Below are 22,739 nucleotides of genomic sequence, written 5' to 3' on the forward strand. Positions count from 1 at the left end.
TTCTTGTTTAAGTTAATTTTAGTGAAAATCTTATAATTATTCCATCTAATTTCTATGTCATGATGACAGTTGCCCCTATTTTACTTTTTACGTATAAGAGACTGGATACGTTAAAAATGACTGTTGAAGCACTTAAATTGAATACTTTAGCTATTGAAAGTGAGTTGTTTATATTTTCAGATGCTGCTAAGACAGTCAAAGACAAATTTGTTGTTGAGGAAGTAAGGAAATATATACATTCTGTTAAAGGATTTAAAAGAGTTGAGATCGTAGAGTCTCTTGAAAACAAAGGTCTTGCGACATCAATTATCACTGGCGTAAATTATGTTTTTGAAAAATTTGACAGTGTGATAGTCCTAGAGGATGATTTAGGGACCACACCGAATTTTCTTTCATATATGAATCTTTGTTTACATACTTATGGAATAGAGAATAAGGTGTTTTCAATTTCTGGATATTCATTTGATTTGGGCCAATCATCATATAACGATGATGATGCCTATTTTTTAAGTCGTGGGTGGTCTTGGGGATGGGCTACGTGGAAGAATAGATGGGTTGAAGTTGACTGGAAAGTTAAGGATTATGACAGATTTAAGAGAGATTTTTTTGCTAAAAGATCTTTTTCTAGAGGTGGTTCGGATCTTAATAAGATGTTGCATGAACAAATGACTGGAAAATTAGATTCTTGGGCAATAAGATGGTTTTATCACCAATTTAAAATTGGTGGGCTTACTGTCTACCCAGTGAACTCAAAGGTTTTTAATAATGGATTTGATGAATTTGCGACTCACACCAATGGATCTAATAAAAGGTATTTACCTAACATGGATACAGAAAACAAGTCGAGTTTTAAACTTCCCCAGACAATTGATATTGATCTATTTTATCAAAAAAGGTTTGCTAATAAAATGGGTGTGATTTCCAGGCTGATCTCTAGAATTGAAACGACTTTTCTCAAAATCCTAAAGTGATCCTAAATTAGTTAAAACTCTTCCTGACTTTTATTATAATTCCAACGGAATTATTAAGAAGGCTACCCTTATCGAATGCAAGGGTTGCTCCTCCATAAAGATTACTATGAAATGATCTGCCAGTCTCGTAAAGCATTGAAAATTGTCCGACAGTTTTAAATAAATCAACAGGATTAGAGTATTTTCCTCCTGTTGATTTTCCATATGGACTTGTACCAAAAGTTCCATAATTATCAGAATAACTTAATTTGAGTTTTAGATCCCAAGCGTTGAATGCTCCTAAAAAACCTATATGCCATGCGATAACGCGATTATTAATGAAATAGTCAAATGGATCATGAGCTTGTCCTTCTCTCGCGTTAGTCGCAGGTGTGATGAAAGGGTTTCCTAATCCCAATCTTTTATAACTCCAGCCAATTCTATAATAGTAGTTATTGTAATAATCCTCGTCGCCTGAAGCAGTTGGAATAGACCAGGGATATCCCGCCTGATCTTTTGTATAAAAATATTCGATTAATATTTTTTTCCAGCTCAATCCTCTGTTTTGCAAATAAAAATTTTTATTTTCGATAGTAATTCCGTTCAACCCGTCTCTAATATTTGCAAGTTTTGAAAGTGCGCCCACATCATATATATTTTGTCTATATAAAGTGAATTTTAAATTATTATTGTAATTGAATTCTGCACCTAAATCTATCGATCCTAATTGATTTCCAATTTTTGATCTTGCTACCTTTTCTCCACCATAAGCCTTGCCAGTCACAACATAAAAAAATGTTTGTAATGAAGAAAGTTTGAAATCATCGCCGAATGCCACTTTTTGGTCATCCCATTGAACTTGATGATTAAATCCTCCAATTAAGTTAAGTTTCCAATCTTGTTTGCCAAATCTAACATACAGTGATTTTTGATGTAAATATGTATCAGCAAAATAATCATCAACATTATAGCTTTCTTTTCCATTTTCGTCCTTAATTAATTTAAGAACTCTAGTTTTACCGGACCAACCATGTACGAAATTTCCTTTTACTGAAAATAAACCTTCCAAAAGGGGCAACCTATAAAATTCTGGGATTGAAATGTCAATTTTTGGGATGCCTAGTGCATTGCCAGAAACGGAAAAATTCCCTGAACTAAGCGTGGTATCACCGTTGAACCCCATTACGTCGGTTGTTCTTCCAATCGTAAGTTGAAATATACTTAATCGCAATTTTGCATATGCTTGGATTATATTTAAGTTTGTTCTATAACCAATGTTTGCTCTTGCTTCAAGCCCATAACCAAAATCAAACATTTTTTGTTGCTTGTGGGTAGAAATCGGCAACATATCGAAGTCTTTTTTTAACCGACCGATAAAACTAGTTGATAGTCCGCGGCTTGGTAAAGACCCGTAAGTGTTTGAACGCAACCAAAATGGAACAGTTTTGTCTGTGGTACCAATAACCTGTGTCTCGATTTGAGAGTGAATAACGTCTTTTTGAGAAAAGGCTGCTTTTACAACAACTAAATTCATAATAAAAAATAATAAAAGTCTTTTATTTAAGAATTTGCCATTAATTTTTAGATGCATTTTTTTTTATTAAACCTATCTTACGAATTTAGGTAAAAGTATTCAGAATGTAGCTTTTGTTTAGTTCTTCTGGGCCAATTTTATAATATCACTGAATATTCGATCTTTGGTTACAGTTGTGAATTTACAATTGCAAAATTGAAATATAGGGTAGAATATTTAGTCAAAGAAATAAAAAGTTTCATAATAATCTTAATTTTTGAACTCAATTATCCAACAACTAGTTAGTTTTTTAATAATGTATATGGAAAGTGTTGGATTGTAATAAAATATTAACGTAGATGGAGTAGCTTTGAAAATATTAAACCTATATTTAAAATAGATTAAATTATATTAATCAAGCAGGGGGTGTTTTGCAATTAGCAATTAAAAGGATTATGATTTTATGATTTAAATTGGGTAATTAATGCCTTGGGAATGGACTGTTATCTTTACCGTCTATATAGTTTATCTCACTCGAATTGCAAATTCGAGTGAGATAAACTACTTGTTATAATATAATGTTTTTCACTGAAATGACTAGTAAAATGATAAAAACTAATAAATTAGATTATGTAGATGCGTTAAGAGGATATGCAATCCTATTAGTTATTTTTGCACATACAGGCCAAATGTTTCCTAAAGAATATCCTGAAGTTTTAAATTCCATGATTGCGTTTGGTCCTAGGGGAGTGCAACTTTTTTTTATTGTCAGTGCATTTACATTATTTTTATCTTGTGAACGACGTTTTAACAATGATAGCAAACCTATATTACACTTTTTCATCCGAAGGTTTTTTAGAATAGCCCCATTATATTATTTAGGAATTTTATTCTATTCCATTTATGCTTTTTATCAAGGAACTCTCAATATCAGTAGTATTTTAAGTAATGTTTTTTTTGTAAATACTTTGTCGCCATATTGGACTGTTAATGGACTTGTACCTGGAGGGTGGTCAATTTCTTGTGAAATGATTTTCTACTTATTTGTGCCTATGTTATTCGTAAAGATTAAATCTCTGAACGATGCAGTATTATTTACTATCATAGGTCTATGTATTTCAATTTTTTTTCAAATTCTATTATCAAGGTTCAATTTTGATGTTAACTCGGTTACTTGGCAACAGTTTATTCCATATATTTTTCCAAGATCTATACCTGTCTTCGGAATAGGTATTTGTTTCTACTATGTTATTTTTAAGCAGGATCGCTCTATCAAGCCAATTTATGTTATGGTGTTTGCACTGTTATTAATAATTGGAACGGTATTTAATTCAGGATTTCTTTTTATTTATTTCCAAACTTTTGCATTCGGAGTAGTAGCAATGGCACTGTCAAAGCGAAATTTTAAGCTTGTTGTGAATCGAGTTGTTAAGTATTTTGGGAAAATCAGTTATAGCATGTATATGGCTCACTTTTTGATAGTTGAAGGTGTGGAATATTTTGGTTTTTTTGATAGATTTCCATTGACAAACCAAAAATATCTAGTAGCATATTTCGCCCTTAAGTTTCTTCTTATATTGTTTGTTACAACGGGTATTTCCGGTTTAATATATCGAATCGTAGAAGTTCCAAGTCAGAATCTAGGAAAAAAGGTTATAGCAATAACTAATAAAAATAATAAGGAGGGAATTATAATTTAACTTGATGCTAGGTTAATCGCCTAGCATCAAGTCGTATTAAATAAATTCTTTACCAAGCTGATTTGTCATTTGACTCACGACTTGTTTAATGGCTTGTTCTTCAGCCTTTGGATAGATCAATAGTGCATTCCCTTCATCCACAATGATAAAGTTGTTTAATCCTCTTATGACAGCTAATTTATTATTGCTAATCTGTATTATGCTATTTGTTGTTTCAGCAACATTGATATGCTGGGCTGAAATTACATTGTTGTTTTCATCTTTAGGAGCAGTTTCATAAAGCGAGGCCCAAGTGCCCAAATCAGACCAGCCGAAATCTGCAGGTATTGTGTAAACATTGTCAGCCTGTTCCATGACTGCGTAATCTATAGAAATATTTGGAGATGCCGGATAGTGTTCATCTATAAAGCCGCGCTCGGCATCAGTATTGTAAAGCAAATTACCCTTTTCAAACAACAGATGAATTTCTGTGGCATATTTTTGTAATGCATTGATGATTGATCCAACCTTCCAGATAAAAATGCCGGCATTCCAAACATAATTGCCTTCTGTTAAAAACTGTTTAGCTTGTTCTAAAGATGGTTTTTCTTTAAATTGGACTACTTTGTGTACACCATTATTTTGATGGGATTCATACTTGATATAACCGTAACCGGTGTCCGGTCTGGTCGGAGAAATTCCTAAGGTTACCAGTGCTTGATTATGTTCGGTATAATTTAGCGCTTGTTTTATTTTGTCAATAAATATATCTTCATAGAGTATGAAATGGTCCGAGGGAGCAACGATAATGCTTGCGTTTTTGTTTAAAGCTCTGAGTTTAAATGATGCATATGCAATGCATGGTGCAGTATTGTTTCTAGTGGGCTCACAGATCAATTGTGCTGTAGTGACTCCTTTTAGTTGATTCAATATGATTTCTTCATATTGACTATTTGTCACAATAAATATGTTTTCTTTAGGGCAAAGCTTTAGGAAACGTTCGTAAGTCAATTGGAGTAAGGATTTCCCTACGCCTAAGATATCGAGAAATTGTTTAGGAAAGTTATTGCGACTTTTTGGCCAGAAACGGCTACCAACTCCGCCAGCCATTATAAGAACATAGTTGTTTGTATTCATTAATTCCAGTTTAAATCTTTTACTTGTTGATATACCTTGGTAATTCCCTCTGCCAATGAAACTTTAGCTTTCCACCCTTGGGCATTGAGTTTACTTACATCCATTAATTTTCTTGGTGTTCCGTCTGGCTTAGTAGTATCAGTTACGATTTTGCCTTTAAATCCCACAATCTTAACTACTAGTTGAGCAAGTTCGAGAATTGACACATCTTCTCCTACTCCAATATTAACCAATCCGGATTCATTATAATTCTGCATTAGATAGAAGCAGGCTTCGGCTAAGTCATCTACATATAGAAATTCTCTTTTTGGTGTTCCTGTGCCCCAGATGGTGACTGTTGCGTCACCATTGTTCTTTGCAGTAATAACTTTACGGATCAATGCTGGTAAAACATGAGAATTGTTCAGGTCATAATTATCATTGGGTCCGTAAAGATTCGTCGGCATTACAGAAATGTAATTGCATCCATATTGTGATCGGTAGGCGTCACACATCTTGATGCCTGCGATCTTTGCAATAGCATACGGTTCGTTTGTGGGCTCTAGCTCCCCTGTCAACAAGTAATCTTCTTTTAAAGGTTGTGGAGCCAATTTAGGATAGATGCAAGATGAGCCCAGAAACATCAGTTTGTTAACATTATTTACGTAAGCAGAATGAATCACATTGTTTTGAATCATTAGATTTTCAAATAAAAAATCTGCCCTGTAAATGTTATTCGCCAATATACCTCCAACTTTTGCCGCAGCAAGAAACACGTACTCCGGTTTTTCAGTTATAAAGAAATCTGCCACTTCTAGTTGATTTCGCAGATCTAATTCTTTTGAAGAACGTGTAATGATATTTTCGAAACCTTCGTTTTTTAGTTTTCTGACTATAGCAGAGCCAACCATTCCATTGTGGCCTGCAACGTATATTTTTGAAGCTTTTTCCATTTATTTTTTTTTAAGCTTTTCCTTTATAATAAGATATAGGAACAAGGTGTTAGTTTTAAAGTATCTTTTGAAAAGTCTTTTTGGTTCTTGAATTAACCGAAATAACCATTCCAGACTGTTTTTTTGCATCCAATTTGGAGCGCGTTTTTGCATGCCGACTAAAACAGGTAGCGCACCGCCAATACCAATCATCAAAGCAGGGATCTTTCCTTTCATTTCATTCATCCATTTTTCCTGTTTCGGACAACCCAGTACAACAAAAACGATATTGGCTCCTGACTCTTTGATTTTATTGATTATTTCTTTTGACTCCTCTGTTGTTAAGGAACGAAAAGGTGGTGAGTACATGCCCGCAATATCTAAGCTGCTATAATTAGTTTTTAAATAATCAAAGGTGGAATCAAGCATGTTTTGTGCTCCTCCATAAAAATAGACAGAAAGATTTTCCTTATCTGATTGAGAAAGTAGGGCTGGTAACAAACTCATGCCGTCTACTCTGTCTTGGTGTTGATTATGTAGTAGTTTAAAGCTTTTGGCTAATGGCATTCCGTCTGGGGTTACCAAATCGGCATTGTTAACTATTTGCTGAAATGATTTAGACTGATGTGCCTCAATAAGCATATGTACATTGGCTACGCAAACGTAAGATGAAGTTTTTGTTTTTGCCAAATTAATGATGGCACTTACAAATTCGCTGTAAGTGCCATTTGATATATCAATAGATAATATTTTTTTTTTGGGAAGCATAGAAATGCTTATTCGAATTGATTTTTAACAATATAACCAGCCTCTTTCAACATTCTTTCTTTCTGGAAGTGTTTAACATCAGAATTCATCATGTCATTAACTAATGCTGATAAGTCATATTTTGGTACCCAATTTAGTTTTTCTTTACATTTAGTAGGATCCCCGATCAAAAGGTCTACTTCCGTAGGGCGGAAGTATCTTTTGTCTACGGCAATAACTTCCTTACCAATTTTAACCTGGTAATCCGGATTACTGCAAGCTACAACAAAACCTATTTCCTCAGCGCCTTCACCTTTAAATTCGAGTTCAATACCAACTTCAGAAAAAGCCATCTTAATGAAATCACGCACAGTGGTTGTTACCCCTGTGGCAATTACAAAATCTTCTGGTTTATCCTGTTGTAAGATTAACCACATGGCTTCTACATAATCTTTAGCGTGTCCCCAATCTCTACGGGCATCAAGATTTCCAAGGTATAATTTATCCTGCATACCTAATGCAATCTTAGCTGTTCCTCTTGTGATTTTACGGGTTACAAAGGTTTCTCCTCGTAACGGACTTTCGTGATTAAACAATATTCCGTTGCAAGCAAACATACCATAAGCCTCGCGATAATTTACCGTAATCCAATAGGCATACATTTTAGCAACTGCATAAGGAGATCTTGGATAAAATGGCGTAGTTTCAGATTGAGGCACAGCTTGAACTAATCCATATAATTCTGAAGTAGAGGCTTGATACACTTTCGTTTTTTCTACTAATCCAAGGATTCGTATGGCTTCCAAGATTCTGAGTGTACCAATTCCGTCTGCATTAGCTGTGTATTCTGGGGTTTCAAAGCTTACCTGCACATGGCTCATGGCACCCAAATTATAAATTTCATCTGGCTGTACTTGCTGTATAATGCGAATTAAATTCGTTGAATCGCTTAAATCACCATAATGCAATATGAAACGAACATCGCGTTCATGTGGATCTTGATAAAGATGGTCAATACGATCGGTATTGAATAAAGAACTTCGGCGTTTGATGCCATGAACTTCGTATCCTTTTTTAAGTAGAAAATCTGCTAAGTAAGATCCGTCTTGTCCTGTTATGCCTGTGATTAGTGCTTTCTTGATCATGGAATTAAAATATAGTGTTTAAATGTTGCGAATGTGCGCGAATCTATGTTTTTTTAGTTAAAGTCGCTGTTTGAATTGTTAATATACCTATTTTTGGGTACTTGAAGCGTAACAAATATTCCTTTTTAAGTAATTTTCATCTTAATCTTAATGTAGATTTTATCTTTTGTTAACAGTTGTCAGTCATTTTTATTATTTTGCTATAAAGATATCTATTTCTGGTTAAATATTTATATTTGCATAGTCTGTTTGTTGGAGTTTTTCTGGTGAACTCAATTAAATCTGTAAAATTAGCTGGTTTGAATTGCTGTTTAAAGATTCTTTTCTTATGAAATCTTAAAATAAATTTGAAATGAAGAAAATTACAAATATTTGCTGCATTGGTGCAGGTTATGTCGGTGGGCCGACTATGTCGGTTATTGCAAAGCAATGTCCAGAAATTAAAGTTACCGTAGTCGATCTGAGTGAGGCAAGGATATCTGCCTGGAATGATGAAAATATTGACAATATCCCTGTTTATGAGCCAGGGTTAAGCGAGGTTGTTGCTGAAGCTAGAGGAAGAAATTTATTTTTTTCTACGGAAGTCGAAAAGGCTATTGACGAAGCTGAAATGATTTTTATATCTGTAAATACACCAACAAAAACTTACGGTGCTGGTAAGGGAATGGGGGCAGATTTAAAATGGATAGAGCTTTGTGCTAGACAAATTGCCAGAGTATCTACTACTGATAAAATTATTGTTGAAAAATCGACTCTGCCTGTTCGTACAGCGGAAGCTATAAGAGATATATTAGCTAATACTGGCAATGGAGTTAATTTTCAAGTTTTATCCAATCCTGAGTTTCTTGCTGAAGGAACTGCAGTTCCTGATCTTTTAAGTCCAGATAGAGTTTTAATCGGCGGTGACCAAACTGTTGAGGGTAAGGAAGCTATTCAGGCATTAGTTGATATTTATGCACATTGGATTCCCAAAGACAGAATTCTTACCACCAATGTTTGGTCTTCCGAGCTGTCAAAACTAGTGGCTAATGCTTTTCTCGCCCAGAGGATTTCTTCTATTAATTCAATCTCCGAATTGTGCGAAAAAACGGAAGCAGATATCAATGAAGTCGCAAAAGCGATCGGAACCGATAGTAGAATTGGATCAAAATTTTTAAAAGCTTCAGTTGGTTTCGGTGGGTCGTGTTTTCAAAAGGATATTTTAAACTTGGTTTATATATCGAGATCTTTTGGGCTACAAGAAGTGGCAGATTATTGGGAGCGAGTTATTATTATGAATGATCATCAAAAGAAGCGTTTCGCTCACAATATAGTGAAGGATTTGTATAATACGGTTTCAGGTAAGAAAATTACATTTTTAGGATGGGCATTTAAAAAAGACACTAACGACACACGTGAATCTGCCGCGATTTATGTGGCTGATGAGTTGTTAAATGAACAGGCTAAGATAAGGGTTTATGATCCTAAGGTTAAGGAACATCAAATTTATGAGGATCTGGATTATCTGAATACACGTAAGCCTGAAGAAAATAAGGAACAAGTTAAGATATTTGAGGACCCTTATCGTGCTTGTGAAAACGCGCACGCGATTTCAATTTTAACAGAGTGGGATGAATTTAAGGATTATGATTGGCAGCGCATATATGATAATATGTTGAAGCCTGCTAAAATATTTGATGGACGAAATATACTGGATGCAGAAAAGCTTAGATCAATTGGATTTAAAGTAACCTCTATTGGTGTTAAATAAGTAGATTTATCATTATTATAGAAAATTTGAAAACATTAGTACTTGGTGCTTCAGGACAATTAGGGCAATGCCTTAAGGCTGTTGCAGAAAAAAGAAACATCACTAACCTGGAGTTCCCGGATGAAACAGCAGGAAATATCCTGGACGTAGAAAAACTAAAAACTTTGTTTGCAGAGCTGCAGCCAACACATGTAATCAATTGTGCGGCATATACCGCGGTTGATAAAGCCGAAGATGATGTGGATTTGTGTCGGTTGATCAATAAACAGGGTGCTTTAAATGTAGCGCAGGTTTGTAAGGAATTTGGCGCAACATTAATCCATGTATCTACAGATTTTATATTTGAAGGTAACGTTGTGGAATTGCTTAAAGAAGATGATGTTGCCGAGCCGATCAGCATTTACGGCTTGACTAAGCTGGAGGGAGAAATTGACATCATCAATCAACTTCCTGAGCATTACATTTTACGAACCAGCTGGCTGTATTCGGAATATGCCAATAACTTTGTAAAGACCATGTTGAAATTAGGTGCGGAAAGAGATGAGCTGAGCATTATTGCCGATCAGATTGGTTCACCTACCTATGCCATTGACTTAGCCGCTGCGATTTTAGATATCATCATTTCTGAGCAAAAAGATTATGGTGTATATCATTTTAGCAATGAAGGTTCAATTTCCTGGTTTGATTTTGCCAAGGCAATTTTTGAAATCAGCAATACAGAAGTAAAAGTAAATCCAATTCCAACTTCGGCTTATCCTACCAGGGCCAGACGTCCGAAGTTTTCTGTAATGGATAAGACCAAAATCAAAAATACATTTGGCATTGAAATTCCATACTGGAGAGATAGCCTGGTTAACTGCATAAAACAATTATCTAAAAATTAGCGTACAATGTCTGAATTAAAACCTTCACTTGTCATTTTAGCAGCCGGAATGGCTAGCCGATATGGTGGCAACAAACAAACAGAGTCATTTGGCCCTTCTGGCGAAACGATTATGGAGTATTCCATTTATGATGCCATCAAGGCTGGATTTGGTAAAGTCATTTTCATCATTCGTGAAGAATTTGCAGCCGCCTTTAAAGCCGCCATTGAGCCGAAGCTTGCAGGTAAGGTAGAATTGGATTATGTATATCAGTCATTGGATAAATTTAGCGGCGGTAGGAAAATCCCAAATGAGCGGACAAAGCCTTTTGGTACACAACATGCGCTGCTTTGCACAAAGGATGTTTTAGATGGCCCATTTGCAGTAATCAATGCAGATGATTTTTATGGTTATGAAGCATTTCAGCTGGCTTACGAATTTTTAAGCACAGCGGTGCAGGATGGTAAATATGCAAGCCTTGGTTACGAGTTGAAAAATACCTTGAGTGACAATGGCTCTGTAACCAGGGGGGAGATCAGTGTAAATGAAGCTGGAAACATTACAGGTATCATTGAACGTAAATCTATTTTTAAGAAAGATGGATTGGCCGTGCTTGAGGAAGATGGTGAGGAAAGAACCTTGCCGCTGGATACCAAGGTAAGTATGAATTTTTTCTGTTTTACGCCTGAGTTTGTGAACTGGTCTGAAGGAGAGTACGGTAAATTCCTGGATGAGAATCTAGATACGCAGCTAAAAGCGGAATTTCTGATCCCTGAAGTGGCCGATATCTGTATCAATGCAGGCAAAGCAGAATTAAAAATGATTCCTACAACAGCCAAATGGTTCGGGGTTACTTTTAAAGAGGACGCTGCTATTGTTAAAGCCGAATTGCAAAAATTAGTGGATGAAGGAGTTTATCCGGCTAATTTGTGGAGTTGATTTTCTTATGCTGTCTTCTTAATAATCAACCGGTTTCCATCTCAGGATACCGGTTGTTCTTTTGCGAGTCTTCTCAATCTTTAATCTATACCTTTAGTTTTACTGCTGCTTGAATATCTTTATTCCATAAAAAGAAGTAGTAGGTTGAGTATCATCCCAATCTTTGTAGGAATGCGATTCGTCAGATACATATCTCAATTTATATTTTCCGGGACCTAATTCAAATAAGGTATCGATTTTCTGGTTTTTTTGTGCGCCTCCAGCGTGTGTTGAATTGTTTACATGCATTTCCCACATTACATTTCCAGATTTATCCTCAATCCATCCATAATCTGAAAAAGTCTGTAACTCATCAGCTTTATCCTTCCTGAGTGGTTTTCTATTTGAATCTTGAATCTTAAAATAAAAATACAAATAGTTGCTGTCCCAACATGACCTTACATTTGCTGAAAGATCCCTTTGATCTCTAATAATGCCCATAATCACATGATTAATAATGGAACTGGGACAATTAGCCCATAACTTGTCTTCTAATCCATCCATTATTGGAGTATACTTCATTGAGGTTAATTCCTTGCCTTTATTTTTATTTCCACTTAAAGTTATACGCCCCATTGAGGAAAAATTACTAGCATGATCTGCTTTTTTACTCCAGGCAATTTTTCCTTCTTGTTTATAATCATCATCATTGTCTCCGATGGCAATATCAAAGCCCAAATCCTGAGGTGATTTAACTCCCAGCGATACCCATGGTATCCTTATCTCGATGTTGTAAACGCTATTTCTATCGTCTGCAAATTGCTTGCCCCAAAATTCTAAGCCGTCCTTTTTAAAATACACGCTGCCTTTATCATCAATTCCATCATTCCAAGAGAGCTTAAAATTTATAACATTTGAACTGGTAGGAGGGGAAGTGAAGCTTAGTTCAAGATCGTCACCTTTCAAATAATATTTACGTGATGAGTTTGCCAGGTTATATACGAGTTCACCAACTGCATAAATGTGAATCTTGGTTTTTTTATCAATAGTAAAATGTTTTTCAAGATCAGAATGAACAGGCATATTTATGATTTCTGCAATTGGTTGTTTATCGGAAAATTGATTGCTAATGAAGCTTTCCCTATCATGATGTTGGCAGCTAGAGAATAAATATATTGATGCGATCAAAACACAGAACCTAATTTGATTTACCACCATGTTTGCTTTCCGTTTTGTACTGTAAATATTCGTTCTTGAAATCCACCACCCTGTTTTCTAATCCACAGAAGGGATCCTTCAGGTACCTTGCTAAATTCGATAAAGTTTGCAACAGCTTTTTTTTTGCCTAATGAAATCCATTTGTTGTTCCAGTAAAATAACTCATAATCAGATCCAATTGTGATGTCATTACTTTTGTCTTCTGGATACTTACTTAAAATTCTAATGGAGGTTCTACGATTTAAATTTGGTGCAACTATTATTTTTTCTCCGTTTGGACTTAGATAAAATGGACTGGAAACCGGATGGTAACCCTCCTCGTCAAATGTTGCAGGAAGATAAATAACATCTCTCCCCATTTTCTTGAAGTCAGCTCCGTTTCCATTCGTTTCTGTCCAATGTATTGCCTGCCATTTGAGGTTATTAAATACACACAGATATACTATGTTATTATTGTCAAAATGGGACTTTTGATTGTCTTGGAGATGAACTGGACTTACTGGCACATATTGATCAGTTACGTCCAATAAGTTTACGTTGTCTAAATGATTAGGAATAGTCTGTCCTTTAGCAATATCCGTAATATTATTTGCTTGTATTTTAAACGTTCTTCTAAATACTTTTGCAAGTTTCCTTTTCATCCAATATGATCTGGTAAATTGAACCTTGTCCATGCCCGGATGCGTCTCTGTGCCGACAAAGTGTAAGGTCCTCTGATTCTTGATCAGTGCGTTCCAACCATGTCCACCATTTTTATTCCCCCAGAGCGGGGTAAAATCCATAGCTACCGGTATTCCCATGGCTCTCATAGCATATAGCGTATATTGTGTAGCATCCTCGCATGTCCCTGTTTTTAAAGTTAATAAATCAGATAGGTTTAGATCCCAATCACATCTGAACCGGGCGTTTATATAGAATTTTTTCATCAGGTCTGAATTTACCAGTCTGCATGCGAGCTGTAAATCATTTGATGTTCTCATCGAATCGGGAAGCCACTTATACTCCTTTATCATTACATCCCGCCAATTCTCAGGAGCTTCGTTATGAGCCTTGTAGGGGAGGAGGTAATTGCAAAACTCGTCAAAAGTTAACTTAGCTGCCCATGGTTTTTTCCATGCGATAAATGCCTGATCAATGTTTTTTATTAAATAAGCAGCTGAGATGGAGATTTTATCCTCTTTTTTTTCAACGGTTAGAAAATCAGGGATTGTGCTGTGAAGTTGTATTGAATCCCACTTCTTCCAGTAATCATTTTTTAAGTCAGCTTTCATGCTGGAGTCCATAACCAAAAAAAGTTTCCTATATGCCAATATGCCCTTCCCAGTATAATGATACTGAACTGAAATATTTTCTATAAGAAATTTTGCGGCTTTTAGTTTCTCCGTCTCACCATTTTTTTGGTAATAGTCGATGACCTTTTTGAATTCTTTGTTGTTTTCATGAACAGGATGTTGACAGGAATAAAAAAAAATGGAAATTATTCCCAGTGCTATTCTAAGCATAATTGGTTTGAGGGGCGTTAATGGTATTAATAGAAGGACGAATGTAACTAAATTGATTGAAATTGTTATTGTTTTGATAATATAATAAATATCAAAATGACATTTATTATATTTGGCGTTTAACGTCTCTCCCTATGTCAAACAATTCAATCAGTAAATTGGATTATCTTAACCAGTTAATTCGAACAAAAGCAACCGGATCACCTGAACGCCTGGCGAAAAAAATGGCGGTTTGCAAACGATCAGTTTTTAGTTATCTCGATATTTTACGGGAACTGGGTGCAAAAATAGCTTATGACCAGTATAAAAAAACTTATTATTACGAGGAGGCTGGTACGTTTAATTTCAAATTTCAGAAAGAATCATAGTTGTCTACATCTAAAAGAATACAGATTTATTCTTTCTACGGCATTATATCACTGTGCTTAGTCATATCCATGATAACTGAAAGTAGGTCTTTTACTTTAGGCTGTTCAGTTGTACTGATACTGAGTTTTTGCTACTTGCAAAAAATCACATCAAGGCTGCGGTTAATGCTATTTGCTTCGCTATTTGTGTTAGGCGTTATTTTAATTTGTTTCTTCAAATCCGATTCATCATCCGGAAGATTGCTCATTTATAAAGTTTCTGTTGACATGCTAAACGATAAACTTTTGATTGGCCATGGTTCTGGAATGTTTAAAAGCACTTACTTAATCCATCAGGCTAAATATTTTAGCTCGGTCGGTTATACTCAAAAAGAGTTATTATTGGCGGATAATACCCATTATGCATTTAACGATTACTATCAGTTTTTAATAGATTATGGCCTGTTGTCCATTTCAATAGTTCTGTTGATGTCTTTTTATCTAATCCGTATTGGATTGAGGAAAATACTAGAGTCAAATGTAGGATTATTGTATATGTTGTCGCTTGCGGCGATTATAATCATCATGACTGCAGCAGCTTTTAATCACATATTTGAAAAGCCTGTGTATCAATCCGTTTTTCTTTTGGGCATTTTCTTAGTACTCAAAGCCCATCTAAGATCTGGTTATCCTGTTGGCTTTCTCAGTACAGTATATATTATTTTGCAGTGTGGTATCATTTGTTTTGCTTTTAATTATCAAGTTTTTCATTACAGCCATTATCAAAAAAATAAAGAGGCTCATGAACTTTACAGTTCTGGTTTTCTAAACAAATCCTTAACTATGCTGCAAGATATTTATCCCACATACAAAACGGATTCCTTCTATCTTGAATTTTATGGAAGAGTTTTATTACGAAGTGGACAACACTTAAAGGCTCTTAAGATGTTAGAGCAGGCAGCATTAATTGCCCCTAATAGTGAATTGTTAAAAACCATTGGTGATTGCTATTGTCAGTTGCGTGATTTAATTCGGTCAGAAAAATATTATAAGCTGGCAATTGACATGGTTCCGAATAGGTTTGGCAGTAGGTATGCACTTTTTAATTTCTATATACTAACTAATCAAAATTCGGCAGCTCTTAAAACTGGTGTTGAAATTCTAAATTTGCCTGTCAAAGTTCCATCTCAGCGGGTAGAAATCATTTTAAAAAGTGTTTCTGAGAAAATGAACGCCATAAACCAATAGTGCATTTTGGCTGCACTCTTAGTCGTTACTTTTACAATTCTCAATACTGAGAACTAAATCAAAAACACTCTTATAAAAATGAAAAACAGACTACGATTTATTTTGCTTTTTTTTATACCATTGGGTATTTCAATTTTATTTTATGCTTGTAGAAAAGATACAGCAATTGACTTCTTCCAGTTTGGTGAAGAACAATTTACAAATCCAGATGTACCTATGGATAGTAACTTAGCTAAAATCTATTACAAAAAGGCATTAAAACCTACGCAGAACCTGGTAACAGCTAATGCTAAATCAGCTAAAGCAAATAAGAAATTATTAAAATTCAAAGACTTATATCAGTCAGAGACATATGAATTTACTTTTGTTGAAATCCCTTTATATTATAACCAACGTCCTTCTTCTTTTTTCAATAGGGAAAACCTCTCAGCGGAAGACGCTCAGAAAGTATTGGATGGTAGTTTCGATAGATTAATCATATACAAGGATAAGAATACCGGAAAAGTAGACCAGCGGATCATAAGGTTTATCCCTAGTTTTGAATATTTACAAAAAAACAATAATGATATAAGTAATAACCATTTAAATAAACTTGACAGAAATTTTAATGGATACTTAAAATATATGAGTTGGGATGGGACTGACCTTTATTTACTTAAGATTGTTAATGGTAGATCAGTTCAGAAGTTCGACTATAAAACCATTAACTCGGCTAAAAGTGCCAGAACTTCGGAAACTTGCGAGACCATTTGTAGCTGGGATTATGTTCAGAACTGTTGGTATTCAGATCCAGAACATACGCAAAATGAGCATTGTGGTGAATGGACTCTTGTTGCAACGTCATGCTGGTCTGAATGTACTGGAACGGTAACACCACCAGTTAATCCTTGCCCATCTGGAAATTGTGGTGGATCAACCCCACCTGTTGATCAAACAGGCAATACATGGCCTAATAATATCTTATTGCTCGAACCACATGTTAGTAGTGTAGTTAAAGATATGGTGAAATACTTGGAATGTTTTAATGCCACTCTTCCAGCTACGATTAATATATATGTTGATCAACCTGAGGCAAATACTTCAAAAACTTGGAGTGGAACGATTAATGACCCAGATGTAGGACATACCTTTGTTTCCATAGAACAGACTATAGGTAGTCAAGTTATAACACGTGTGTTTGGATTCTATCCCAATAAATCGATAAATCCATTCTATGGTCAAACTGCGGGAAGTGAAATCCATAATGATGGTGGTCATCTTTACGACGTTAAGGTAACTGTTGTCGTTCCCCCTGCAAAATTAGCTGCGGCGCTGACTTTCAGCAAAAACTATTCACAGGGTTATGATCTTGATAATTATAATTGTACGGATTTTGGACTAGGTTTTGCTAATACTATTGGAGTGCACTTACCTGATGTAGATGGAACCTGGCCGGGCGGCGGAGGATCTAATCCCGGAAATTTGGGACAGAGTATTAGAGGTTTGGAGAGCAGTACAAACATGACAATTAAGAAAACGTCTGGAACTGCTGTTGGAAATACAGGAAATTGTGGTAACTAGTTAAATCAGAAATTATGATAAAATACAGTCTATTGGTGTTCATTTTTTTCTTCGCCTCGTTAGGTGCAAAGGCTTATGACGATACAGGGTTAATTAATGCCTTTATTAAATCCGTTTCTGATCCGAAGGTCAAAACAGATGATATCATTTCTAATTATTTATGTTTGACAGAAAAGAACCATGATTCGGAATATTATAAGTTGGTAGTTTCGCAGGTGGAATTGCTGAGAAAGGATCTGGCAAATCTGCAAGTAGAGAAATTTAAGATTTTGAAGTACAGTGAGTTTCCAGAGGCTGAAAAGGTGATTTTAATAGATTCAACAGAGTATGAGTATGTTTATGCTGTTAAAAATGGAAAGAAAACTGTGGTTAATTTATATGTGAAGAATAATAAAATTAGCTCATTTGTGACAATGAATAAAGGGAAGCTTAAAATTTTCTTTATACTTTGTAAGTAATGATTAGAGGCCGCAGAATCAATAATTGCGGCCTCATCTCAAATATCGATGTTGGGTATTCATCCAATATGACGGTGCTGATAAGTCGAAACTTTTATAGACGTTAAAAAAACATTCCTTGATTTGCTTACAAGCTTCAGGGCTTTGCATACATGCACATGATTTGGCTTGCCGACCTTTGGATCATGGAAATAAAACAAATAGCATTGGGCAGCCAGGGTTTGGTTTTGCCTGTGATCGGCCTGGGCTGTATGGGCATGACGGGCTTTGAAAAGGCGCATATGTATGGTCCTGCGGATGAGCAGGAAGCCATCGCAACGATCCAGCGTTCGCTGGAGTTGGGCGGCAACTTTTTAGATACTGCCGATCTGTACGGACCGCTGAAGAATGAGCAGTTGATTGCTAAAGCGATTAGTGGTAAACGTGATCAGTATATTTTAGCGAGCAAGTTTGGCTGGGAGATCGATGATGACAATAAGGTAACCTGGGCCATCAATGGTAAGAAAGCTTATGTAAAGAAATCTTTAGAGCGTTCGCTCAAAAACCTGAATACGGATTACATTGATCTGTATTACCTGCACCGCCTGGATAAAAATACGCCGATCGAGGAAACTGTTGAGGCCATGGCCGAGCTGGTTAAAGAAGGTAAGGTGGGTTATATCGGTCTGTCGGAAGTTTCGTCTGATACGGTTAAGCGGGCACATGCTGTGCACCCAATCACTACCGTACAAAGCGAGTACTCTTTGTTTGAGCGGAGGGTGGAAGAACGTGGCGTACTGGCAACTTTAAAGGATTTGGGTATTGGTTTTGTCGCTTACTCACCACTGGGCCGTGGATTCTTATCTGGACAAATCAAAAGCATCGATGACCTGCCTGAGCATGATTTCCGCAGGGCAATCCCACGTTTCCAGGGCTTGCAGTTTGACAAGAATATTGAATTGGTGAAAGCCATCGAAAAAATGGCTGAAGCAAAGCAAGTTACTTCTTCGCAACTGGCTTTGGCCTGGATCATGAGCAAAGGCATCCTGCCGATTCCGGGAACGAAACGCCGGAAGTACCTGGAGCAAAACATTGCAGCAACAGATATTGTATTGACTGAGGCGGATCTATCACAACTGGAAAGCATTGTGCCTTTAGGTACAGATACCGGCGCGCCTTATGATGAGTTTAGTATGGGCTTAATTGATTAATTTTGTATATGAACGCCATTAACTCCATCTCGGAATTTCACCGTTTGCTGTCCTTAACAGAACCTCGGCACCCGCTGGTGAGTGTGATCAATCTGGCGGAAAGTGTTTTTTTGGAAGACGAGATCTGGAAAGGTTTCGTGAACCGCTTTTATTGCGTGGCGCTTAAACGCGAAGCCAAAGGCAAGATCAGGTACGGACAGCAGCATTATGACTACGATAAAGGAGTATTGAGTTTTACCGCACCTAACCAGGTGCAACAACTGGATCTGCAAAATATGGAATGCGGATCCGGTTACCTCCTGATCTTTCACCCGGACTTCCTGTTACAGCATAATCTGGCGAACAGCATCCATCACTACGGTTTTTTCGATTATGCGGTTAACGAAGCGCTGCACCTGTCGGCCGGGGAAGAAGATGACCTGATCACGATCCTGCATAAAATTGATAAGGAGTGCCAGCACATTGATAAGTATACCCAGGAGATCATTCTGACACAGATAGAGAGCCTGCTAAAGTACTCCAACCGTTTTTATGAGCGGCAGTTTTTGACCCGCAAGAATAACAATTCGGCACTGCTGACCAGGTTTGAGCAGTTGATTGATGACTACTTTAACAGCGATATACAGGGGCTGCTCACGGTACAATTTATTGCTGCGCAGATGAACCTGTCGCCGAACTACCTGAGTGACCTGCTTAGGGTTCATACCGGGCAGAACACACAGCAGCATATTCACGAAAAACTGATCGCGAAAGCCAAGGAAAAACTTTCCACCACCAGTCTGTCGGTCAGCGAGATTGCCTATGCCCTGGGTTTTGAGCACGCGCAATCCTTTAGTACGCTTTTCAAAAAGAAGACGAACTTATCGCCGCTGGAGTTTCGTCAGGCTTTCAATAGCTAAATAGATCCTGAATTAGTTCAGGCTATTTCTGCCCGGAAATTAAGATAAAAGGTCGGTTGATCTCCTTCCCATGTTGATCTGTTGTGGTTTCGGTCATCTCCTTGAGGGTGATATTTAAAAAACCTGATCGTTTAAAAAACGACTGTACTTCATCGATGTCGTAAAAGGTAAAGGAGAGTTGTGTCCAGGGTAGGTGGCCCCCAAATCTTTTTTCAATAAAGGCCAGGTTCATGGTTCCCCCGGGTTTTAACACGCGGTAGATTTCTGAGAAATAGGGCAGGGGATCTGACCAGAAATAAATGTGATTGACCATGTAGCAACAATCAAAAAAATCTGCTGTATAATCCGAGAAGATTCCCGCCGGTTCAGTTTCAGGATCCTGGGCTGCGAAATAGTGGATGTTTTCTGCTTTTTGAAAGATATATGGAAGATGCTCAGTATTGGTCGGGCTGATTTCCAATACATGCATATCATTTTGTAAGGGTAATTCGTCTAATAATTTAGAAACGATAGTGGGCTTGATAAGGAGAGCGGGGCGTAGTGTTTCTTGTGTTAACATATTCAGCGCTGCTTAGGTGAGTTAATAATTGCCTGCGGTTATCCGTAATCCGGTCAAAATTGACAATTAGCCATCATACGCTTTTACACAAAAGGGATTTTCTTTTACAAAAAATGAAATTGTGGATAACCACATTGGTCTATTTCAGATTTTTTGATGATAATTGCCATTATGGGAATCAATGTTGGGAAGAATTACGGGGCCTGGAAAAAAGTTGGAGGCAGGTTTGATAGTGTTCCAGTTCAGGGTGGCTTGGTAACAGAGCGGAAGGAGACCTACAATTTTTCTTTCAGTGATGCGGAGCTGGTACAGATCAATATCCCTGATATTTACATTGTTTATGGAGATATCCTGTTCAAGCAGGAACAGATGTATTTTCAGCCAACTTATGATGTACCGGATATGATCAAACTACGCTTTACCTTGTCGGGGAGCGGAACCATATTTAACCGGGTAAACAGGCAACAATACAGTTTTGGCCGCAATCAGCAGAATATCATTTATATGCCCGAGCTGGATGGGACCGGCGAATATGATACTAAGCAAAGTTACCGCTTTTTTGAAGTGCATTTTGCGAAGGAAAAGTTTCTGCAGCTCTCGGAAAATTCGACCAGAAGTTTACAGATCTTGGCTGATTATGCCGATCGTGGGCAATATGCACAGATATCGGAATACAATCTTCCGATTACATGGGCGATGCAGAATTGCATCAACGACATACTGAATTGTAACTATGCTGAAGGGTTAAAAAGGATATTCATCGAATCCAAATGTGTGGAGTTGCTTGTGCTTCAGGCCGAGGCTTTTGAGCAGGCAAATGCCAAAAATAAGCCGGAAACATTACATGCCACTTATGAACGGGATCGCCTGTATTACGCCAGGGACTACTTAATTGAGCATATTGACCAACCACCAACTGTTAACGAACTTGCTAAATTATGCGGTCTGAATGAGTTTAAACTCAAACAGGGCTTTAAAGGATTATTTGATAACAGTATATTCGGTTACTTGAGTGATTATAGGTTAAATTATGCCAGGGAGATGCTTTTGGAAGGCAAATCTATCAAATCAGTAGCCTACATGCTCGGCTATTCTTCTGTGCCACATTTCAGTAATGCTTTCAGAAAGAAATTTGCAGTCTCGCCAGGCAGGTTGAAGAGTTGAGGAAGGGGGTGTCTAGTCCTGAAATAGCTATACAATGTTTCGTATAAAAAGCTTATTAATTCATTGCCAGACTTGTGGCCAGATCAAATTACAATTAATGGATTGCATTCTTAAGTTCTTTTGCCCAGGCAATGATTTCGTTTTTTTCCTGACTGGAGAGTACCGCCTTTTTATGAATCAAAGTATAGGAACTTAATGGCATCTCATTTTTTTCAATCATTTCAACTACTTCATCAAGTTTATGCTTTTTCTTTTTATTGTCATAACTGTTGAATTCATCAAAGTTTAATTCCCGCTTACCTTCAGTAATGTGGCTTCTTAGCCACCATGCAAAGGGCTGAACTTTGCTGTACCAGGGATAAACAGTATTGTTGGAGTGGCAATCGTAACAGCTACTTCTGAGCAATGCCCCTATCCGTTTCGAAACCGGGTAATGTGCCTCAATTGCATTCGCCGGGGCTGAGGCAGAAATGTTTTGCTCTGGCCTGAACATTTGAATCAACAGGATTATTATCGCGAGAATGAGGAGTGCTTTTCTGATCATATTTTATTTGTTAGGATTTTTATAAATATGCACTTAAATTCTGAAGACTCTTTGAAGCTGCGTTATACTTCAATGATCGCTCATATCAATTTCCTTATTTTCTCAATCAGGATGTCAATATCAAAAGGTTTGGACAGGTAATCATCTGCACCTGATTTTTTTGCGATTGCAGCTCCTTCTGTACTGGCTGAATACATAATGACCGGTATGGCGTTAAATTCGGAATCCGCCCTAAGGTTTTTCAACACCTGGTCGCCGGAAAGCACGGGCATCCAGATATCCAGCAATAGCAGATCTGGCTTTTCCCGTCCCATTGTTTTTAACAGTTGCATGCTATTGGCTTCTGTATATACATCATAACCATATTCTTCCATAATCATTTCTACCATCTCCAGGATACCCTGGTCATCATCACAAATCATTATTTTCTTATCCAT

The 22,739-nt window shown here is 36.8% G+C and carries 22 protein-coding genes; 12 read left to right on the forward strand and 10 right to left on the reverse strand.

The window, feature by feature from the left end; translation table 11 throughout:
- The first annotated feature begins 59 nt into the window (after positions 1-59).
- Positions 60-971 carry a sugar transferase gene (locus tag IM797_RS09455; RefSeq protein ID WP_194126866.1) on the forward strand — a complete coding sequence of 304 codons (912 nt, stop codon included), beginning with the start codon at positions 60-62 and terminating at the stop codon, positions 969-971.
- A 7-nt stretch (positions 972-978) separates the two neighbouring features.
- On the opposite strand, the gene IM797_RS09460 is transcribed toward IM797_RS09455, so the two are convergent.
- A complete protein-coding gene (locus IM797_RS09460; protein ID WP_194126867.1) occupies positions 979-2,541 on the reverse strand; it encodes a capsule assembly Wzi family protein in 1,563 nt (520 codons plus the stop codon).
- A 527-nt stretch (positions 2,542-3,068) separates the two neighbouring features.
- Between IM797_RS09460 and IM797_RS09465 the strand changes: the two genes are divergently transcribed.
- Positions 3,069-4,163 carry an acyltransferase gene (locus IM797_RS09465; RefSeq protein ID WP_194126868.1) on the forward strand — a complete coding sequence of 365 codons (1,095 nt, stop codon included), beginning with the start codon at positions 3,069-3,071 and terminating at the stop codon, positions 4,161-4,163.
- A 36-nt stretch (positions 4,164-4,199) separates the two neighbouring features.
- Here IM797_RS09465 and IM797_RS09470 read toward each other — a convergent pair whose 3' ends face one another.
- Genes IM797_RS09470 through gmd form a run of 4 tightly spaced genes read right to left on the reverse strand, consistent with a single transcriptional unit; the run spans position 4,200 to position 8,082 of the window.
- A complete protein-coding gene (locus IM797_RS09470; protein WP_194126869.1) occupies positions 4,200-5,279 on the reverse strand; it encodes a mannose-1-phosphate guanylyltransferase in 1,080 nt (359 codons plus the stop codon).
- On the reverse strand, positions 5,279-6,211 hold the full coding sequence (locus tag IM797_RS09475) for a GDP-L-fucose synthase (protein ID WP_194126870.1): 933 nt from the start codon (positions 6,209-6,211) through the stop codon (positions 5,279-5,281). The genes IM797_RS09470 and IM797_RS09475 overlap by 1 nt, the downstream gene beginning before the upstream one ends.
- Positions 6,212-6,958, reverse strand: a complete 747-nt coding sequence (locus IM797_RS09480; RefSeq protein WP_194126871.1) for a WecB/TagA/CpsF family glycosyltransferase — start codon at positions 6,956-6,958, stop codon at positions 6,212-6,214.
- A gap of 8 nt (positions 6,959-6,966) precedes the next feature.
- Positions 6,967-8,082, reverse strand: coding sequence for a GDP-mannose 4,6-dehydratase (gmd, locus tag IM797_RS09485; RefSeq protein WP_194126872.1), 1,116 nt, complete (start codon positions 8,080-8,082; stop codon positions 6,967-6,969).
- A gap of 352 nt (positions 8,083-8,434) precedes the next feature.
- On the opposite strand from gmd, the gene IM797_RS09490 reads away from it, so the two are divergent.
- From IM797_RS09490 to IM797_RS09500, 3 genes are read left to right on the forward strand one after another with little or no spacing between them, the layout of a single operon-like run.
- Positions 8,435-9,832: a UDP-glucose 6-dehydrogenase gene (locus IM797_RS09490; protein WP_194126873.1), complete on the forward strand. Its 1,398-nt coding sequence runs from the start codon at positions 8,435-8,437 to the stop codon at positions 9,830-9,832.
- 26 nt (positions 9,833-9,858) lie between these two features.
- Positions 9,859-10,716, forward strand: coding sequence for a dTDP-4-dehydrorhamnose reductase (rfbD, locus tag IM797_RS09495; protein ID WP_194126874.1), 858 nt, complete (start codon positions 9,859-9,861; stop codon positions 10,714-10,716).
- Between the two features lie 6 nt (positions 10,717-10,722).
- Positions 10,723-11,634 carry a sugar phosphate nucleotidyltransferase gene (locus IM797_RS09500; RefSeq protein WP_194126875.1) on the forward strand — a complete coding sequence of 304 codons (912 nt, stop codon included), beginning with the start codon at positions 10,723-10,725 and terminating at the stop codon, positions 11,632-11,634.
- A gap of 99 nt (positions 11,635-11,733) precedes the next feature.
- On the opposite strand, the gene IM797_RS09505 is transcribed toward IM797_RS09500, so the two are convergent.
- Positions 11,734-12,831: a sugar-binding protein gene (locus tag IM797_RS09505; RefSeq protein ID WP_194126876.1), complete on the reverse strand. Its 1,098-nt coding sequence runs from the start codon at positions 12,829-12,831 to the stop codon at positions 11,734-11,736.
- A complete protein-coding gene (locus IM797_RS09510; RefSeq protein ID WP_194126877.1) occupies positions 12,822-14,333 on the reverse strand; it encodes a hypothetical protein in 1,512 nt (503 codons plus the stop codon). Before IM797_RS09510 ends, IM797_RS09505 begins: the two co-directional genes overlap by 10 nt.
- A 134-nt stretch (positions 14,334-14,467) precedes the next feature.
- On the opposite strand from IM797_RS09510, the gene IM797_RS09515 reads away from it, so the two are divergent.
- From IM797_RS09515 to IM797_RS09540, 6 genes are all read left to right on the forward strand, one after another.
- Positions 14,468-14,701 (forward strand): hypothetical protein, encoded by a 234-nt coding sequence (locus IM797_RS09515; RefSeq protein ID WP_194126878.1) that lies wholly within the window; start codon positions 14,468-14,470, stop codon positions 14,699-14,701.
- Complete coding sequence (locus IM797_RS09520) at positions 14,702-15,928, forward strand: O-antigen ligase family protein (RefSeq protein WP_228098782.1); 1,227 nt, start codon at positions 14,702-14,704, stop codon at positions 15,926-15,928.
- Between the two features lie 78 nt (positions 15,929-16,006).
- Complete coding sequence (locus tag IM797_RS09525) at positions 16,007-17,488, forward strand: hypothetical protein (protein WP_194126880.1); 1,482 nt, start codon at positions 16,007-16,009, stop codon at positions 17,486-17,488.
- A 14-nt stretch (positions 17,489-17,502) separates the two neighbouring features.
- Positions 17,503-17,946, forward strand: coding sequence for a hypothetical protein (locus IM797_RS09530; RefSeq protein WP_194126881.1), 444 nt, complete (start codon positions 17,503-17,505; stop codon positions 17,944-17,946).
- A 185-nt stretch (positions 17,947-18,131) separates the two neighbouring features.
- On the forward strand, positions 18,132-19,136 hold the full coding sequence (locus IM797_RS09535) for an aldo/keto reductase (RefSeq protein WP_194126882.1): 1,005 nt from the start codon (positions 18,132-18,134) through the stop codon (positions 19,134-19,136).
- An 8-nt stretch (positions 19,137-19,144) separates the two neighbouring features.
- Complete coding sequence (locus tag IM797_RS09540; RefSeq protein WP_194126883.1) at positions 19,145-20,035, forward strand: AraC family transcriptional regulator; 891 nt, start codon at positions 19,145-19,147, stop codon at positions 20,033-20,035.
- Between the two features lie 22 nt (positions 20,036-20,057).
- Here IM797_RS09540 and IM797_RS09545 read toward each other — a convergent pair whose 3' ends face one another.
- Positions 20,058-20,594, reverse strand: coding sequence for a methyltransferase domain-containing protein (locus IM797_RS09545; RefSeq protein WP_194126884.1), 537 nt, complete (start codon positions 20,592-20,594; stop codon positions 20,058-20,060).
- Positions 20,595-20,765: 171 nt separating this feature from the next.
- Between IM797_RS09545 and IM797_RS09550 the strand changes: the two genes are divergently transcribed.
- Positions 20,766-21,758, forward strand: a complete 993-nt coding sequence (locus IM797_RS09550) for an AraC family transcriptional regulator (RefSeq protein WP_194126885.1) — start codon at positions 20,766-20,768, stop codon at positions 21,756-21,758.
- Positions 21,759-21,852: 94 nt separating this feature from the next.
- On the opposite strand, the gene IM797_RS09555 is transcribed toward IM797_RS09550, so the two are convergent.
- The gene (locus tag IM797_RS09555) at positions 21,853-22,302 is read right to left on the reverse strand and encodes a heme-binding domain-containing protein (RefSeq protein WP_194126886.1); all 450 of its coding nucleotides are present in this window, start codon (positions 22,300-22,302) and stop codon (positions 21,853-21,855) included.
- 80 nt (positions 22,303-22,382) lie between these two features.
- Positions 22,383-22,739, reverse strand: a complete 357-nt coding sequence (locus IM797_RS09560) for a PleD family two-component system response regulator (protein ID WP_194126887.1) — start codon at positions 22,737-22,739, stop codon at positions 22,383-22,385.

The organism is Pedobacter sp. MC2016-24 (genome assembly GCF_015223055.1).
Classification (GTDB): Bacteria; Bacteroidota; Bacteroidia; order Sphingobacteriales; family Sphingobacteriaceae; genus Pedobacter.